This is a genomic window from Streptomyces sp. SA15, assembly GCF_002291145.1.
Lineage (GTDB): Bacteria > Actinomycetota > Actinomycetes > Streptomycetales > Streptomycetaceae > Streptomyces.
On sequence record NZ_NTGE01000099.1, the window covers coordinates 179,957 to 196,815 of the forward strand.

Here is a 16,859-nt window from a genome sequence, read left to right on the forward strand (position 1 = left end):
GCGGGCGGCGGCCGGTGGCCGGTGGGCGGGCGGCGGCCGGTGGCCGGTGGGCGGGTGGGCGTGGGTAATTGGCAGATCTGTTCCACCCCCGCGAGGGAAAACCGCAGGTCACGTGGCCGCGCCGGTGGAACAGATCTGCCAATAAGACACGCCTCAGCGGGAACATCGACGCCTGCCCGGCCTGGAACCTCGGCACGCCCGCCTTCTCCCACGCCCGCTACCTCACCAGCCGTACCGAAGCGGACCACTGGGCCGCCGCCGAGATGGACGAGGCCCGCCGCCAGATGTTCCGCGACCCCGTCGACCCCGTCCGCGACAGCGGACAGTACGACCTTCTCGACGTCCCCGAACGCGGGCGCGAGGTGGCCGACGGCATCCGGCTGGTCCCGGCCCCCGGCCACACCCCCGGCCACCCACGTCAGGCCCGCCGCACCCGGGGCCGCCTCCTCGACGCACTGGCCGACACCGACACCCTGCTGCTGGGCACCCACTTCCCCGAGCCGTCCGCGGGTGTCGTCCGCCGCGAGAACGGCGGCTTCCGCCTGCGCTCGGAACCGGGAATCCGCGTGCCGACCTGAGGTCGTCCTACCAGGAACGCTCACCCTCCTCGACGAGCCGAGCGAGGTTGTCCAGGGCCATGCGTGTGCCCGTCTCGTTGCCGGCGGCGGGCACGGCGTCGGGGATCCCTTCGTGCACCACGAGCACGTCGGTGCCACCGTCCGCGTCGGTGAGCGTGGTCGTCATCGTCATCGTGCCGCGCAGCGCGGGATCATCCGACTCGAACTCGAGCACTTCGACGACCTGCTCGTTCGGCACGAGCCTCGCGAAGTGACCGTGGTAGGTGTCGGTGTGCGCGGCCGACTTGCCGACGCCGCCTCCGCCCGGAGCCTCGTAGGTGAGCGAGACACGGAACCTGCCCCCTTCGCGGGCCTCGAATTCGTGCACGTGACTGCTCATACCGTCCGGCACCCGCCATCGCGCGATCGCGTCCGCGTCGACCAGTGCTCGGTAGACGGCCGGGCGTGGGGCGTTGACGTGCCGTGAGACCTGGGTCGAGTACATGGAGTCAACGTAGCGTTCCGGTGCTCCCGCGAGCTCTGACCGGGCAGGCCCGCGAGATCCGAGGCCCACCGCCGCATCCTCTGACCGCTGCAGCATGATGAGCCTGTGGACTTCGAGGCGTACCGGGGTGAGTTGGTGGCGTTCTGCTACCGGATGCTGGGTTCGGTGCACGAGGCCGAGGATCTGGTGCAGGAGACGCTGCTGCGTGCCTGGAAGGCCCGTGACCGGTACGACCCGGCGCGCGCGTCGGTGCGGACCTGGCTGTACCGGATCGCGACCAATGTGTGCCTGACCGCGCTGGAGGGGCGCGGGCGGCGTCCCCTGCCGTCCGGGCTGGGGATGCCGAGCGACGATCCCGAGGCGCCACTGATGCCGGCGCTCGATGTGCCCTGGCTTCAGCCGTTCCCCGACGCGCGGTTCGATGTGGAGGTCAGGGCCGATCTGCGGCTCGCGTGGGTGGCGGCGGTGCAGGTCCTGCCGGCGCGGCAGCGGGCGGTGCTGGTGCTGCGCGAGGTGCTGGCGTTCACCGCCGCCGAGGTCGCCGAGCAGTTGGGGACCACGGTCGCGGCCGTCAACAGCGCGTTGCAGCGCGCCCGTGCCGCCCTCGCCGACGTGGGCGATGCCGGTGCGGTCACCGAGCCGGACGATCCCGAGGTGCGGGCAGTGGTCCAGCGGTACATGCGGGCGTTCGAGGCGGCGGATGTACCCGCGCTGGTGCGGCTGCTGGCCGACGACGCGGTGCTGGAGATGCCTCCGGTGCCGCTGTGGTACCGGGGTAGCCGGGACTACGGCCGGTTCCTGGAGCGGGTGTTCCGGATGCGTGGCGTGGGCTGGGGCATGCGGGGGCTCACCGCCAACGGGCAGCCCGCGCTCGCCGCGTACGCGCCGGAGCCCGGTGGCGGGTGCCGTCTGCACACCCTGCAGGTCTTCACCGTCACCGACGGCCGCATCACGCGCAACGTCGTGTTCGCCGATCCGCGCGTCTTCGACGCCTTCGAGCTGCCGGGCGGGATTGCCGGCAACGAGTTCCGCCGGGAGCGATGAGTCGGGGCGGTGCGGCCGGTACGTACCGGTGAGCACCGAACCGAAGGGAATCTCATCGTGAGCGTCATCGTCATCGAGTTCATCACCCTGGACGGGATCGTGTCCGACCCGGACGGGTCCGCCGGCACGCCGCTGGGCGGCTGGGCATTCCGGCACGGCCCGGAGGCGGTCGCCGGGGACAAGTTCCGGCTCGGCCGCACGCTGGACGAGGGAGTACTGCTGCTCGGGCGCGCCACCTGGCAGCTGTTCTCACGGCTCTGGCCGGGCCGCGACGACCCGTTCGCCGCGCGGATGAACGCCGTCCCGAAGCTGGTCGCCTCCCGCACCCTGACCCACGCCGACACATCGGTGTGGGCGAACTCCCGGCTCCTCGACGGCGATCCGGTCGACGCCGTCAAGCGCGAGCGACGCGACGTGGTCATCACCGGGAGCCTGAGCGTCGTGGACCGGCTGATGGCCGCGGACCTGGTCGACGAGTACCGGCTGCTGACCTTCCCCACCGTCCTCGGCACCGGCCGGCGGCTCTTCCCGATCGATGGCCCCCACGCCGAGCTGGAGTGCCTGGCCGCCGAGCAGGCCGGTGCCGCCGTATTCGTCCGCTACCGGAGGGCCGCCCGGGGAGGTCCACGCGAGGTTCCCGGCACGCTGAACGAGCGCTGAGGCCGCTGTGACGGCCCTGTGACCGGAGGAGTGGCTTCCGCCATAGCCCGGCCGACCCTGCCCTGGTGAGGTGGCCGGATGCGTACCGCCGTCACCGCACTGCGCGGCTACCTGCCACCGCTCCTGGTTCACCTCCTGATAGGTGTCCCCGCGGCCCTCGCCGTCCTCTGCGCGCGCTGGTACATCGCCTACGGCCACTGCGAGTACGACGACCTGGGCCGCCGCGACCTGGACGGCTGCACCTACGACCAGATCGAGAACAACGGCTTCGCCCTGATCGCCCTGATCTGGATCGGCGCCCTTGTCCTCCTCCTGCTCCTCCTCTTCGACGTCCTCCGCCCCCTGTACGCCGGCCGCCCCCTCAAGCCACGCCTGCTGACTCTGCCGGCGGTCCTGGTCCCGTACGCGGTGTACGTGACGAACGGGGGGTGGTGAGCAGTCACCGATGCGGGCTACGACCGGCGTTCAGTTGCGGTGTTCTTCCACGACCATCTCGTCGAGCGCCTTCATCAGACCGCTCATGACGTAGAGATCACACCGGCCCTGGGCTCGGTTTGGTGACCCTCAGGCCCGCTTCGGGCCCGTGATCGCTTCTCCGATCACGAAGCCCTTGGCAGGGCCTTTGGGGATGGTGATGTCGGTGCCGTAGGGGACGCGGTGGATCCCACCCCAGTCGGCCTTGTCGGGCCGGGGATCGGTGAGGACGGTGACAGAGCCTTGGCCGTCGTAGTCATCGATGATCACGTAGACGGGGATGTCGGCGCGGGCGTATGCACGGCGCTTTTTGACACGGTCCCGGTCCTGATGCCGTTCGCCTCGGGAGACCACCTCCGCGACGAGGTGCACAGCTGAGGCGAGGACCCCGATGTCCTCGCTGTCCGCGCCCGCATCGAGCCGGGCGATCACGAGATCCGGAATCCACACACTGCGCCGGTGGACGACCGCAAGACCCTGGAAGGCGCCGGACTCGTCCCCCATCTCGCTCTCGGACAGCGCGCGACGCAGCCGGTTGACGATCCCCGCGTGCCGCACTCGGCCGATGCGCTGGACTTCGAGGGCACCCTCAATGATCTCGGCGCGGTACCCCTCGGGGAGTTCCACGGCTCGCCACACTCGCCAAAGGACCCTGTCCAGCTCGGCCTCGTCCGGATCGTCACCGATCACGCCTGCTCTCCTTGACATCGTCAACTCGTCACTGCTGACCGGCGATCCGCTCCACGAGCGTCCAGGCCCCAGTCGCCGGATTGACCTCGTGTTCCTTGCCCGGGGGAGCCAGGCTGCGAGCCCTTGTGACAGCCGTCGACCAGCCCTCACCTCGCCGCGACCGCTGTCGCGAATCGTTCGTCGCTGAGCACGGGCACCGCGCCGTAGCTTCCCCCCAGATAACGCCGTTCCCGGCTCTCCTCCTGGCGGGGCCGGAAATCGGACAGCGGGAACAGTGTCGTCTCGCCGAACTCGTCCTTCTCCACGAACCAGATCTGGTCGCGTTTGAGGATGTCCTCGCCCTCGCTGCGGCCCAGCAGGCTCGCGTCGTGCGTGGTGAGGACGAGCTGTGCACCGAGCGGATTGGAATCAGGCTGCTGGAAGAGCCGGATGAGGTGAGCCGTAAGGCGCGGATGCAGGCTCGCGTCGATCTCGTCCAGTACGAGCAGTCCGCCACGGCCGAGTGTCTCCAGGACCGGCCCCGCGAAGGAGAACAGCCGCCGGGTTGCCTCGGACTGGTCTCCGAGTCCCAGCCTCACCGTGCCGTGGCGGCCCCTCTGCTCCACCCAGACCCGGGGCTGGCTGCGGCGCGAACGGCCGGGAAGCCGGTGCGTCTTCTCCTCGTCCGACGCCATCCCGGGAAGCTCCTGCTGGACAAGCGTACTTGACGTGCCACGCCGCGAGGGCCGAAGTTCTTCGACGTACTCCACCCCGACGTCTTTGATTCCCAGGTCCGCCGCTCGGAGCAGCTCGACGATCGCCGGAGCCAGCCGCGGGTCCTCCAGCATCCGAGCGTCGTACACCAAGGTGTGAGACGTACGGGTACGGGACTCCGGACGGCAGTGGACCGACCGGGCGAACCAGTCGTACACCGGCCGCACCGAGTCTTGCTTGGCCCGGGCCGCGACGGAGATGTAGAGACTGTTCGGTTCAGTGATGCCGCTGACCAGGTCCAGTTCGCGACGCGAGTGACGCAGGGCGTCCCCGTACTCCATGTCGTCGCCCGAACGGTGGAAGACCTTGGCTTTTCTGCCCTTGGGGTAGCTGTAGAGCCACTCCTCCAGGACCCGCTCGTCGTCGATGCTGAAGCCGTACGTGAAGCGCACGCCGTCCAGCCGTAGGTCGACGACGTACCAAGAGGGTTCAGCGATCTCTTCGGGGTCCAGGGCGAAGGGCGTGCGCTCGATGCCGCCGCCCGGCTCGGCCTCACGGTGCGAGTAGCAGACCATGTCCCGCATGAAGCGGAAGGCGTCTACGACGTTCGACTTCCCGGCAGCGTTGGCGCCGAAGATCGCAGCCACCGGGACGGCCTCCCAGTCGGCGGCCTCCGGCCTGTCCGCGTCGTAGACGGGGCTCAGGTTGAGCTGCTGCTCGTCACGAATGGAGCGGTGATTGGCCGTACGGAAATTCAACAGCACTCCGAGCGCCCCCTTTCGGCGGCCAGGGTTCCTTGAGTGCATGTGAACTGCACGGATCCATGTCTAGCAACGCCATTCGAGAGGTCGGACGACGTTGAGGGACGGATCACCCGATGGAGTGCTCCCGACACCCGGCCCTCCGCCCAGCTCGAACCACACCGTTCCTAAAGACTGAGCGGGAGTGAGTCCTGTTGCCAGGACGCATGCTCAGCCGAACGCCCCGAACGGTGTTGGGCGTTCTGGTCCCCCGCGTTCGCTCCGCATCCGGGCGGCACGCATCTGGTGCGTGGTCCGGGAATGCGGGGGCGGGTTTCCTCACGCCCGGGGACCTCCGGCCTGGCCTGGACGGTCCGATGCCCACGACGATCACTCCGGTCGTCGTGGGGCGGTGCCGTCCGTCGCCGGATCGGGTGTCCCTGGGCGCGCCTGCCGATCGCCACGGCGGCCGCGTCGTGGCGAGTGGTGGTGCGGTTTTTCGAGGTCAGTGGGCGCTGCCAGTGCTGGGCGCCCCATCGGGAGGTGTAGGCCGGGTCCACGGCGATGATCGCGATGCCCGTGTGGTCGGCCATCGAGGTCAGCCGGGCGCGGAGCTTCCCGGTGGGCATGCCGGAGATCAGCTGTCTGAAGCGTTTCTTGCGACCGTGCTTCTCCCGGGTCTTCTCCGCGCCGAAGTCCAGGTCCTCCACCGCGATCGCTGTGACGCCACAGGTCTTCGCCCAGTTCAGCAACCGCGTGAGGGCGTGACGGACCTGGGCGTCGCGATGCTGCGCGGTGCCGGACAGATCGTAGAAGAAGCGGCGCGGGGTGCCGATCGGATTGCCGTGGACATCCAGGCGCCAGGCGGCGAGGTGATCGACGTTGGTGTCCACGCCGATCACGCCCTCGGCCAGGGCAGCCTGAAGCGGGATCGTCTGCGTCGGTGCGTACTGCCAGGACGCGGTGAGGTACCAGCGCCCGCGTGCGACGTCGTAGTGGATGCGGTAGGCCACGGCCCGGTTCGCCTCGACACGGTCGGCCCATTCCTGCCCCCGGTGCGGGAAGCTCACACGGGCGGTGAGCACATAGCGGCCGTGCTTCGCGTTCGCCAGGTCTGCCAGCGGGGCGGGCAGCCTGACGCTCACCTCGCCCTGGGGGCTGACGCGGATGGTCTCGTTGCCGTATCGCTTCCCGGACTCGCCGTCGGCGGCGAGAAACCAGCGTTCGGCTTCCCACTGTCGACGCCACTGGTGCTCGGTGAGCTGGGCGGTGTCGAGGTGGTGGCGGGTGCGGGCCAGGCGCTTGCCGCCCCTCATCACATGCACGATGCCGGCCTCGCGGTCATCTTTCTCGGCAGCCAGCCGGTCTTCGAGGATGTGCAGGCGGCGGGCCTTGGCGTGCCACTCCTGACGGGAACGGTAGCCGCCCGGCGTCTTCTTGCTGCCCTTCTGCCCGACCGGGAGCGACAACCGGTGCGCGATCGTGGCGATGCCCGCTTCCAGGCCCTGGATGTGGGCGGACTGGCAGCGGCGGGCGAGCGCCCACTGATCATGGGTGGCCTTGGTGATGCTGCCTGCCCACCGCGACGACGACATCGCCGTCAGCTCCCGCTTGCGCACCGCCCACGTGTCAGCGGAGTGCTCCAGAGCGTCCGCGCAGCGGGCCTTGAGGTCCTTCGAGGCGAGCGAGCCGAGATGCGCGCCGACCAGCCCCAGGACCTTCTCGTCCTGCGGCGTCAGATGCTTGAGGCGGGTCCGCACGGACACACCGCTCGGGCCGGTCGCGACGAACGGCTTGGCCAGTGACCGCAGCCCGCCCACCCCGTCACCCCCTGCCCGGCTCCGTCCGAAGATCCCGTCACCGCATCCAACGAGGCCCGCCAGCAAAGGTCACGCATTCGATACAAGAACATCCGTTCTCGCAGGAAAGGGCCAGTCCATGGCCGACACGCGCACGGCCAAGACCACCAGCACTCACTCCTGCTCACCAGAACACCCTTGAGCACACTCCAACGACAGCAACTCCAAACCCCCTTCACATACCGCCCCGCCCGATCCGCCACCACGCCCCACCTGTCCGCCATCTCCGCGACGAGTGCGAGCCCTTGGTGTGCAGGTGCACGTTGGTGGCGAGTTCCGAGGAACGCTCTCCGGCCTCACCTCCACCGCCGCCCACCCCGAACGCGTCGTCCAGGCCGCCGTCGACGGGTTCAAGAAGGACCCCTCCGAGTTCGTCGGCCGCCTCATCCCCGAACTCATCGGCACCAAAGGCGCCGGCCTGGCCCGCGGCGGACTCCGCATGGCCACGAAGGAAGGCCTGGAGACGGCGGCACAGCGCGCGGCGCGGGACGGCTTCAAGCCCGAGGGGGGCCGAGGTGCCGGGGATCCCATGCCCGAGCGTGCCGACGTCATGCAGGCACTCAAAGACAGCAAGCCGGAGATCATCAAGAAGGACTGGCCGGACACTGACGGCCGTTACTACGCGGACCGGGTTCTCGCCGGTGGCCGCCCGGACGGAGAGAAAGTCTTCGCCGGCCATGGCTATCTCGCACCCAAGGCCGGCGACATCGTGGTCCCCGAGGGAACTTCCATCTCTTTCTACGTGCAACACGGAGACCAACTTCCCGGACTCAACGGCCTGACCGTCGAGCGAGGCGTCTATCCGGGAGGGTACGTGGAGACGTTCAAGGGGGGCGATGTCATTCCGAACTACACATTGGGGCCTCCCGCTCCATCGGGCGCCGGAGGTTTCAGCGTGTTCGAGAATTCGACGACCGTCGGCCAACGAACCGCACTGAAAGATCTGCTGGAGCCCGGCATGGGAAATGTCCACTGGGCGGCGTGCCGCGAGCTCACGTAGGATGTCTCGACCTGTAAGGAGCCGTGCATGAATGTAACAAAGAAGCGCCAGTGGGTGCTGACGGATGTGTCACTCGACATCGCGGGAGGAGATCTCCAGCCCGAGGAGATCACGTCCTTCCTGGGTATCGAGCCTACTGGTGTGCGCAACCCGGGCCCCAGCAAATGGCATCGGCCGGGCGACGTCGACGGACTGTGGGGGATCACCTGCAACGAGCACATCACCCGGGACTTTCACGAGCAGCTGGACAACATCCTTTCCATCGTGGAAAGCAAGCGGACCGAGCTCACGGTACTGACCGAACGGGGATACGAGGTGGTGGTCAGCATCTACGGATTCGCCGGAAACGACTGCACCCTCGCCCTCCAGCCAGAAGAAGTCAAGCGAATCGCCCTCCTGGGGTTCCCCTTGAGGGTCGCAGCCAATATGAACGAACGCTGAGGGACCTGGAGTGAAATTGAAGCCTTGGGGCAACCTGAGTACGTCCCTGGTGGTTTCGGGGCGAGGAGTGGATTCCGCCGCCCTGTTTTCCGCACTGCAGAACGCCACCGGTGAAGAGCTTTCCCTGCCTGAAGGCATGGGTGCCTATTCCGGACCGGGCTGGGCCACGCTCACGGTTGACGAACGGCACTCGAAAACCGCCGATGAACAGGCTGCAGGACTTGTCGGCTTCTTGGGCCGCCGCGAGTCGGCGCTCGACGCGCTGAAGAAGGCGGGAATATCCGCGAAGGTCGACCTCTCGGGTGTTGCCGAGTCAGGATCCCGGCTCCACATCTCCCCGAACAACCTTGCCCGTCTGGCGGAGTTGGGAGTTCCCCTCACCTTCACGACGGTTACGGAATCCGGGGAAGACGAAGAAGACCCGCTTTCCTGGCTCGACTGAGCTACGCCGGCGCGAACACGAAGAACCCCCTACTTCAGCCCAACCGCCTCACAAGCGCTCTCGATCTTGCCCGTGCAGATGTCGGACACCTTGTAGATACCGTCCTGGATCACCGTGGACTTGATGTTGTCCTTCGTCAGGGCGACCACGGGGAGCAACTGTGCGGGGATGTCCTTGTCCGTGGGGCTGTCCACCCGTTCCGAGGCCAGCGCGTCGAACTGGATGTTCCTGCCCTGGACCTTCGCCACGGCCATCTCCGCGGCCGCCTCGGCCTCGTTCGGGTACGGCTTGTACACGCTCATGTACTGATCGCCCGTGACGATCCGCTGCACCGCGGCCAGTTCCGCGTCCTGGCCGGTGATCGGTGGCAGTTCGTCGACGCCCGCCGCCTTCAGGGCCTTGATGATGGCGCCGGCCATGCCGTCGTTGGCGGAGTAGACGCCGGCGATGTTGTTCGCGCCGATCGCCTGGATCGCCATCATCATGTTGGACTCGGCGTTCTCCGGCTTCCAGTCCGTGGTGTCGTACTGCTTGGCGATCGTCACCTTGCCCTCCATCTCGGAGAGCGCGCCCGTCTTGAACTGCTTGGCGTTGGGGTCGGTGAGCGAGCCGTTCATCATGACGATCTTGTCGGATGTGTCGATGTCCGAGCCCAGGGCCTCGATCAGGGAACGCCCCTGCACCTCGCCGACCAGCGCGTTGTCGAAGGAGACGTACGCGTCGATCGGGCCCTCGGCCAGCCGGTCGTAAGCGAGGACCGGGATGCCCGCGTCCTTCGCCTTCTTCACGCCGTCCGCGATCGCGTGCGCGTCCACGGCGTCCAGCAGAATCACGTCGACCTGGTCGTCGATCATCTTCTGCAGCTGCTCGGCCTGCTTGCTCGCGCTCGCGTCGGCGTTGGCGTACTCGACCGTGCCCTGCTTGTCGGTGAGCGAGGCGACCTTCGCCTTGATGATCGGGTAGTCGAACTTGTCGTACCGCGTGTTCGCCTTCTCCGGAAGCAGCAGCCCCACGGTGATGTCGTTGCCCTTGGTCGGGCTGGCCTCGCTGCTGTCACTGGTTACCCCCAGTGCCCCACAGGCCGTCAGCGAAAGCGTGAGGGAACCTGCGGCCACTGCCAGGGAGCTACGACGGGTACGGGTGTTCACTGAGCTTGCCTTCCGGACGAGGGCGCGTATCGCGACCCAGGTGAAGCGAAGCCAACGCGGCCTTCATGTGACCGTCAAGGAGCAATCACACAATGAGATAGCAACGTTAACGTGTGGGGCTTGCGTGAAGACATTCCCCATCAATGACAGCAAATGGGATAAGCGGCGGAACAAGTCAAGTCCTGTACAACCAATCCCCGTCCTTATCGGTCGTGATCGTCAACGGCTTGCCTGCCGTTGACGATCAGGACTGAAGGACCGCATGAACCCAGCCAGACGCACGACCGCCGCGGCCGCGACCGCCGTCGTGCTCTCCACCGCGGGCGGCCTGCTCACTGTCACCGCCGCGCCCGCCTCCGCCGCAGTGACCTGCACCTCGCCGGTCTTCAAGCGGCAGTTCTTCGCCAACACCACCTTCTCCGGCACGCCGAAGAAGACCGACTGCGACAGCGTGATCGACCAGAACTGGGGCACGGGCGCCCCGGCTTCCGGACTGCCCAGCAACAACTTCGGTGTGCGCTGGTCCGTGACCCGGGACTTCGGCTCCGGCGGTCCCTTCGCCCTCTCCGCCTCCGGCCTGGACGGCATCCGCGTCTACCTCGACGGCAGCCGCAAGATCGACCTGTGGAAGAACACCTCCACGACCGTCTCCAAGACCGTCAACGTCACCATCCCCTCCGGCAAGCACACCCTCCGCATCGACTACGTCAACTGGACCGGCAGCGCCCGCGTCAAGTTCAGCTACACGCCGAGGACTTCGGCGACCGTCGACACCGTCAAGCCACTCACGCCCACCGGTGCCGCCGTGACGTACGACCAGGCCACCGGCCGGGCCAAGCTGACCTGGGCGAAGAACAAGGAGATGGACCTCGCGGGGTACAAGGTGTACCGCCGTCTCCAGGGCGCCTCCTTCCCGGGCACCCCGCTGGCGACGACCACCTCCACCTCGTACACCGACACCCCTCCCGCGACGGGACAGACGTACTACTACGAGGTCCGCGCCCACGACAAGGCCGGCAACACCTCCACCGGCACCGCCGACCAGGGCGTGACGACCCCGGACCGCACGGGTCCGGCCGCGCCCACAGGGCTCACCGCCCACGGTGACCTCTACGGGATGGTGCTGGGCTGGGACGCCGTGCCGGACGCGGTCGGTTACGAGCTCTACGAGAGGGACCCGGCCACCGGCTCGTACACACTGGTGAAGGCGCTCACCGGCACCTCCTACCTGCACCACATGGGCCACACCGAGACGCAGCACACCTACGTCGTGCGCGCCCTCGACGCGTTGGGGAACGCAGGCGCGTACTCGGCGCCGGTCAGCTCCGACAGCATCGACCGCGCGGCTCCGGCCCCGCCGCACAGCCTCGAGGTGATCACCCACCGCGGCGACGTGCTGGTGACCTGGAAGGCACCGGAACACCCCACCCGCGACGAGTTGGACAACGACGGCCGCTTCACCGTGCTCCGCTCCGCGGGCAGCACCCTCGGCGCGGACGCCGAACGCCTGGACTGCGACTACACCACCACGCTCGACAGCGGCAACGACACGTACGTGTTCACCTGCTACGACACCGGCTGGGCGCTCGACACCACCTACACCTACGGCGTCACCTTCACCGACTGGCAGGGCAACGAGTCCGCCCCCTCCGACACCGTCACGGTGACCACGGCCGACGGCGTCGCTCCGCCGCCCGTCACCGGCCTGACCGCGACGCCCCGCGCCGACGGCATGCTGCTGCGCTGGAACGCGGCCGCGGACGACGACATCGCCTACTACTGGGCGGCGCAGGGCGTGCGGCAGGCCGACGGCTCATTCAAGGCGACGAACCCCTGTGTGAGGGGCACGGACGATCCACTGGCCGCCCTGTGCATCGGCGTTCCGGACGGTGAGACGGCCGTCTACGCGATCTACGCGGTGGACAAGTGGGGCAACGCCTCGGCCTGGGCCACCGTGGACGCCACCGAGCTGGCCATCACCCCGGGTGAGCCCATCGGCGCGGACTCCGGCGGCCCGATGCACGGCGGCGGAGGCTGGACGGTCTCCGAGGCGGCCGGGCCGATCCAGTGGCACTGCGAGGGCGACCTCTGCGCGGACGTCACCGAGTACCGGGTGAGCCGCTGGAACCCCGACACGGGGACCTACGACCTGCTGGGCACCGTGCCGCCGCAGAACGTCGACTACTACCACTCCTACTCCGACGCCACCCAGCCGCTCGGATCCATCTCCTACTACCGCGTCGTCGGCGTCCTGGCCGACGGCACCGAGACCGCCGCCGCGCACCCCTGGCGGATCCGTCCGGACCTGGTCTGATCCCGAGGGAAAAGGACTCGATGAATCACCCCCGCTTCACGACCGCCGCCGCGAGCGCGGTCGTCCTCGCCACCACGGGCGGACTGCTCAGCGCGCTCGCCGCACCCGCCTCCGCCGCCACGACCTGCACCTCGCCGGTCTTCAAGCGGCAGTTCTTCGCCAACACCACCTTCTCCGGTACGCCGAAGAAGACCGACTGCGACAGCGTGATCGACCAGAACTGGGGCACGGGCGCCCCGGCTTCCGGCCTGCCGAGCAACAACTTCGGCGTGCGGTGGTCCGTGACGCGGGACTTCGGCTCCGGCGGCCCCTTCTCCTTCGCCGCCTCGGGCCTGGACGGCATCCGCGTCTACCTCGACGGTGTCCGCAAGATCGACCTGTGGAAGAACACCTCCACGACCGTATCCAAGACCGTCAACGTCACCATCCCCTCCGGCAAGCACACCCTGCGCGTCGACTACGTGAACTGGACCGGCAGCGCCCGCGTCAAGTTCGCCTACACGCCCCGCACTTCGGCGACCGTCGACAAGGTCAAGCCCCTTGCCCCGACGGGCGCCGCGGTCTCGTACGACCCCGCCACCAGCAAGGCCAAGGTCACCTGGGCGAAGAACCAGGAGATGGACCTCGCCGGGTACCGCGTCTACCGGCGGGACAAGGGCAGGGCCGACTACTACAGGGTCAGCGGTGGCGACCCGCTCACCGGCACCTCGTTCACCGAGGCGCTCCTGCCCACCGGTGCCGCGTACTACTACGAGGTGCGGGCCGTGGACAAGGCGGGCAACGAGTCGGCGGGCAGCGCCGACAAGCTCGTCACCACCGTCGACAAGACGGCCCCGCTGACGCCGGTGCTGTCCGCGAGCGACGACCCGGTGCGCGGGGTCAACCTCGACTGGCAGGACGACACCTACGGCGTGACGTACGACGTCTACCGGGCGGCCGCCGCCGACGGGGAGTTCGTCAAGCTGGGCATCTCGTACGGGTCGAGCAGGCTGGACGAGACCGCGCCCTACGGCGACACCTCGTACTACAAGGTCGTCGCCAAGGACCCCGCCGGCAACACCGCCACCTCGCAGGTCCTCGCCTTCGCCCGGCCGCTGGCCGTGCCCTCCATGGACACCCCGCGCACGAACGAGGCGGAGACCGGGATCGAGGTGCGCTGGACGACGTCGAAGGCGGCGCCGACCAGCTTCCGTGTCTACCGCTGGGACTCCTCCGACCCGAACGCCGTCCCCGTGCAGGTCACCTGTGAGTCGTACCGGGTGGGCAACGAGGCCGACTACTACCCGGAGTACGGCTGCACCGACTTCTCCGCCGAGCGGCACACGGGGTACGGCTACCACGTCACCAGCGTCGACGGCGCGGGCCGTGAGTCGGCGCCTTCGCGGACGGCCTACGCGGGCCTCAGGGACACCACCCCGCCGCCCGCCGTCACCGGCCTGACCCACACGAGCACGGAGTACGGCACGGTCCTGGACTGGGACGAGAACCCCGCCCCGGACCTCGACTCGTACAACGTCTTCCGGGCGACCGACCTCCGCGACACCGCCACCTACGAGCATCTCGCCACGCTCCCGCCCGGCACGACCCGGTTCACCGACCTCAACGTCCCGAACGACGAGAACTGGTTCTACTTCGTGGACTCGGTGGACACGAGCAACAACTCCCTCTACACGCTGAGGGGTTACCCGGAGAGCGTCTCCGCCAACGTGAGCGTCAACGAGTTCGACCTCACCCCGTCCCAGGTCCCCCCGAACACCGCCGCCTGGAACCTGTCCGCCACCGCGGACGAGACAGGCCACGCCGCCCTGTCGTGGACCTGCCACACCGGCTGCACGACCACCGGCTTCCACGTCTACCGCTGGGACCGTACGGCGGCCCAGTACGTCCGGCTCACCGACGTACCCCTGGCCGCCGACGCCCGCGGCTACACCGACCCGGCCACGCCGAGCGCCACGACCAGCTACTACCTGATCTCGACCATCGCCGCGGACGGCTCGGAGGCCTTCTCCGGCCTCGCCCCCGTCGTGGTCCCGCCGAGCGGAGCATGAGCATGAGAAACCTCGCCCTGCGGGCCACGGCACCGGCGGTCGTCCTCGCCAGCGCCGGCGGCCTGCTCACGACCCTCGCGGCGCCCGCGTCGGCCGCCACGACCTGCACTTCCCCCGTCTTCAAGCGGCAGTTCTTCGCCAACACCACCTTCTCCGGTACGCCGAAGAAGACCGACTGCGACAGCGTGATCGACCAGAACTGGGGCACGGGCACCCCGGCTTCCGGCCTGCCGAGCAACAACTTCGGCGTGCGGTGGTCCGTGACGCGGGACTTCGGCTCCGGCGGTCCCTTCTCCTTCGCCGCCTCCGCCCAGGACGGCATCCGCGTCTATCTCGACGGCGTCCGCAAGGTCGACCTCTGGAAGAACGTGTCGACGACGGTGAAGAAGACCGTCAACGTCACCATCCCCTCCGGCAAGCACACCCTCCGCGTCGACTTCGTCAACTGGACCGGCACCGCGAACGTCAAGTTCGCCTACACGCCCCGCACCTCGGCGACCGTCGACACCGTCAAGCCGCTGACGCCGACCGGGACTTCGGTGTCGTACGACACCACCACCGGCAAGGCGAAGCTGACCTGGGCGAAGAACAAGGAGATGGACCTCGCGGGCTACCGCGTCTACCGCCGCCTCAAGGGCACGTCGTACGGCAGCACGCCCCTCGCGACGACGACTTCGACGTCGTACACCGACAGCACCCTCCCGGTGACCGGCGCAAGCTACTACTACGAGGTCCGCGCCCACGACAAAGCCGGCAACGAGTCGGCCGGCACCGCCGACCAGCTCGTGACCACCGTCGACCGGGTCGCGCCCGGCGTGCCGGCCGGGCTGAAGGTCACCGACGACTCCGAGGCGGGCGGGCTGACGATCGGCTGGAGCGGGGTCGAGGGCGCGACGTCGTACCGGGTGTACCGGGCGGCGAGCGCGGACGGCACGTACACCGGCATCGGCAGCACGGATCAGTTGTCCTACAAGGACGCCTCGGCGGCGGTGCGCACCACGTACTACTACCGGGTGAGCGCGCTCGACGCGGCGGGCAACGAGTCCGCGCGGTCCGCCGCTGTCAGCGGGCTGCGCGCGGACGACACCCCGCCGCCCGCCGTCACCGGAGTGACGGTCACCCCGACCGAGTACGGCTTCGAGCTGGACTGGGACGCGAACCCGGCTCCCGACCTGTTCCGGTACCTCGTCTACGCGGGCGAGGTCCTGCGGGACGGGGAGGACAGCGTCTGCTCCGCGCACCAGGAAGTGTGGCTGGCGCCCGACGTCACCTCGTACACGTACACGACCCTCCCGGACGGCGTGGAGCGCTGCTTCCTCGTCGACCCCTACGACACCTCCTGGAACTCCCCGTACGAGTGGAGCAAGTCGGGCGAGATCGTGAGCGTCACCGAGCTCGACATGACGCCGAGCGTGCCGACGCCCGAGGACTCGCCGGTCCGGCTGACGGCGATCCCCAACCAGGGGAATGTCGACCTGTCCTGGTACGACGTGGCCGACGCCACCGGCTACCAGGTCTACCGCTGGAACCCGGACACCAAGGCGTACGAGAAGCTGGCGGCCACCACGACGGCCACCTCCTACGTGGACACCGCCGCCGCCAAGGGCACCACCCACTTCTACTGGGTGACCGCCCTGTACGCCGACGGCACCGAGTCGGCGGCCGGCGGCGACTGGGCGGTCATGGCGCCCTGAGCACCCTGCACCCTGAGTATGCGAAAGGGGGCCGGAGGATTCTCCGGGCCCCTTTCGTGTACATACGCGTACGTGTACGTGCGCGGCAGTCCTCGTCAGTCCGACGTCTGCTGCCGTTTCGGCCGCCACACCACCAACGCGCTGGTCTGCTGCACCTCCTGGTACGGCACCAGGTCGCGGCGGTACGACGCGTGCACCGCGGCTTCCCGTTGCTGCATCGCCGCGGCGGCGCCCTCGAGTGCCGCTTGCAGTTCCGCGACCCGGGACTGCAGGGCGGCGACTTGGTTCTCCAGTTCGATGATCCGCTTGATGCCGGCCAGGTTGATGCCCTCGTCCTGCGACAACTGCTGCACCTGGCGGAGCAGTTCGATGTCGCGGGCCGAGTAGCGGCGGCCCCGGCCGGGGGTGCGGTCCGGGGAGACCAGGCCCAGGCGGTCGTACTGGCGCAGGGTCTGTGGGTGCAGGCCGGAGAGCTGGGCCGCCACCGAGATGACGTAGACCGGGGTTTCCTCGGTCAGTTCATACGGGTTGCGTCGACGCCCGTCCATCT

15 protein-coding genes and 1 pseudogene are annotated in these 16,859 nt (G+C 68.6%); 10 read left to right on the top strand and 6 right to left on the bottom strand.

Annotation, left to right across the window (positions count from 1 at the left end; genetic code table 11):
* Window positions 1-68 precede the first annotated feature (68 nt).
* Window positions 69-578, top strand: a complete 510-nt coding sequence (locus CLM62_RS20965) for a hypothetical protein (protein WP_373559168.1) — start codon at window positions 69-71, stop codon at window positions 576-578.
* A 7-nt stretch (window positions 579-585) separates the two neighbouring features.
* Here the strand turns inward: CLM62_RS20965 and CLM62_RS20970 are convergent, their stop codons facing one another.
* Window positions 586-1,062, bottom strand: coding sequence for an SRPBCC domain-containing protein (locus CLM62_RS20970; RefSeq protein WP_095751433.1), 477 nt, complete (start codon window positions 1,060-1,062; stop codon window positions 586-588).
* 105 nt (window positions 1,063-1,167) lie between these two features.
* On the opposite strand from CLM62_RS20970, the gene CLM62_RS20975 reads away from it, so the two are divergent.
* From CLM62_RS20975 to CLM62_RS20985, 3 genes are all read left to right on the top strand, one after another.
* Entirely contained in the window at window positions 1,168-2,106 is a 939-nt protein-coding gene (locus CLM62_RS20975) for an RNA polymerase subunit sigma-70 (protein ID WP_095751434.1), read from the top strand.
* A 57-nt stretch (window positions 2,107-2,163) separates the two neighbouring features.
* Window positions 2,164-2,766, top strand: a complete 603-nt coding sequence (locus tag CLM62_RS20980) for a dihydrofolate reductase family protein (protein WP_095751689.1) — start codon at window positions 2,164-2,166, stop codon at window positions 2,764-2,766.
* Between the two features lie 78 nt (window positions 2,767-2,844).
* Window positions 2,845-3,201, top strand: a complete 357-nt coding sequence (locus CLM62_RS20985) for a hypothetical protein (RefSeq protein ID WP_095751435.1) — start codon at window positions 2,845-2,847, stop codon at window positions 3,199-3,201.
* Window positions 3,202-3,330: 129 nt separating this feature from the next.
* Here CLM62_RS20985 and CLM62_RS20990 read toward each other — a convergent pair whose 3' ends face one another.
* The 3 genes and pseudogenes from CLM62_RS20990 to CLM62_RS21000 all read right to left on the bottom strand — a co-directional run bounded on the left by CLM62_RS20990 (window position 3,331) and on the right by CLM62_RS21000 (window position 7,183).
* A complete protein-coding gene (locus CLM62_RS20990; protein WP_257003967.1) occupies window positions 3,331-3,930 on the bottom strand; it encodes a Uma2 family endonuclease in 600 nt (199 codons plus the stop codon).
* A gap of 146 nt (window positions 3,931-4,076) precedes the next feature.
* Window positions 4,077-5,387 carry an ATP/GTP-binding protein gene (locus tag CLM62_RS20995; protein ID WP_095751437.1) on the bottom strand — a complete coding sequence of 437 codons (1,311 nt, stop codon included), beginning with the start codon at window positions 5,385-5,387 and terminating at the stop codon, window positions 4,077-4,079.
* Between the two features lie 164 nt (window positions 5,388-5,551).
* Window positions 5,552-7,183: pseudogene (locus CLM62_RS21000) on the bottom strand (IS200/IS605 family accessory protein TnpB-related protein).
* 295 nt (window positions 7,184-7,478) lie between these two features.
* On the opposite strand from CLM62_RS21000, the gene CLM62_RS51645 reads away from it, so the two are divergent.
* From CLM62_RS51645 to CLM62_RS21020, 3 genes are all read left to right on the top strand, one after another.
* Window positions 7,479-8,222 carry a putative adhesin gene (locus tag CLM62_RS51645; RefSeq protein ID WP_257003968.1) on the top strand — a complete coding sequence of 248 codons (744 nt, stop codon included), beginning with the start codon at window positions 7,479-7,481 and terminating at the stop codon, window positions 8,220-8,222.
* A gap of 27 nt (window positions 8,223-8,249) precedes the next feature.
* Entirely contained in the window at window positions 8,250-8,663 is a 414-nt protein-coding gene (locus CLM62_RS21015) for a DUF4279 domain-containing protein (RefSeq protein WP_095751438.1), read from the top strand.
* 67 nt (window positions 8,664-8,730) lie between these two features.
* Window positions 8,731-9,105, top strand: coding sequence for a hypothetical protein (locus CLM62_RS21020; protein ID WP_095751439.1), 375 nt, complete (start codon window positions 8,731-8,733; stop codon window positions 9,103-9,105).
* 29 nt (window positions 9,106-9,134) lie between these two features.
* On the opposite strand, the gene CLM62_RS21025 is transcribed toward CLM62_RS21020, so the two are convergent.
* Entirely contained in the window at window positions 9,135-10,253 is a 1,119-nt protein-coding gene (locus tag CLM62_RS21025; protein WP_095751440.1) for a sugar ABC transporter substrate-binding protein, read from the bottom strand.
* Between the two features lie 262 nt (window positions 10,254-10,515).
* Between CLM62_RS21025 and CLM62_RS21030 the strand changes: the two genes are divergently transcribed.
* From CLM62_RS21030 to CLM62_RS21040, 3 genes are read left to right on the top strand one after another with little or no spacing between them, the layout of a single operon-like run.
* Window positions 10,516-12,567: a PA14 domain-containing protein gene (locus tag CLM62_RS21030; RefSeq protein WP_095751441.1), complete on the top strand. Its 2,052-nt coding sequence runs from the start codon at window positions 10,516-10,518 to the stop codon at window positions 12,565-12,567.
* A 20-nt stretch (window positions 12,568-12,587) separates the two neighbouring features.
* Window positions 12,588-14,615, top strand: a complete 2,028-nt coding sequence (locus CLM62_RS21035; protein WP_095751442.1) for a fibronectin type III domain-containing protein — start codon at window positions 12,588-12,590, stop codon at window positions 14,613-14,615.
* Window positions 14,612-16,309 (top strand): PA14 domain-containing protein, encoded by a 1,698-nt coding sequence (locus CLM62_RS21040; protein WP_095751443.1) that lies wholly within the window; start codon window positions 14,612-14,614, stop codon window positions 16,307-16,309. Before CLM62_RS21035 ends, CLM62_RS21040 begins: the two co-directional genes overlap by 4 nt.
* A gap of 95 nt (window positions 16,310-16,404) precedes the next feature.
* On the opposite strand, the gene CLM62_RS21045 is transcribed toward CLM62_RS21040, so the two are convergent.
* Window positions 16,405-16,857, bottom strand: a complete 453-nt coding sequence (locus tag CLM62_RS21045; protein ID WP_095751690.1) for a heat shock protein transcriptional repressor HspR — start codon at window positions 16,855-16,857, stop codon at window positions 16,405-16,407.
* Between the last annotated feature and the right edge of the window lie 2 nt (window positions 16,858-16,859).

Excerpts from the sequence above, each read along its gene's own strand:
- CLM62_RS21040 (WP_095751443.1), top strand. The coding sequence starts at position 14,612 with ATGAGCATGAGAAACCTCGCCCTGCGGGCCACGGCACCGGCGGTCGTC.
- CLM62_RS21035 (WP_095751442.1), top strand. The coding sequence starts at position 12,588 with ATGAATCACCCCCGCTTCACGACCGCCGCCGCGAGCGCGGTCGTCCTC.
- CLM62_RS20970 (WP_095751433.1), bottom strand. The coding sequence starts at position 1,062 with ATGTACTCGACCCAGGTCTCACGGCACGTCAACGCCCCACGCCCGGCC.
- CLM62_RS21045 (WP_095751690.1), bottom strand. The coding sequence starts at position 16,857 with ATGGACGGGCGTCGACGCAACCCGTATGAACTGACCGAGGAAACCCCG.
- CLM62_RS20985 (WP_095751435.1), top strand. The coding sequence starts at position 2,845 with ATGCGTACCGCCGTCACCGCACTGCGCGGCTACCTGCCACCGCTCCTG.
- CLM62_RS21030 (WP_095751441.1), top strand. The coding sequence starts at position 10,516 with ATGAACCCAGCCAGACGCACGACCGCCGCGGCCGCGACCGCCGTCGTG.
- CLM62_RS21015 (WP_095751438.1), top strand. The coding sequence starts at position 8,250 with ATGAATGTAACAAAGAAGCGCCAGTGGGTGCTGACGGATGTGTCACTC.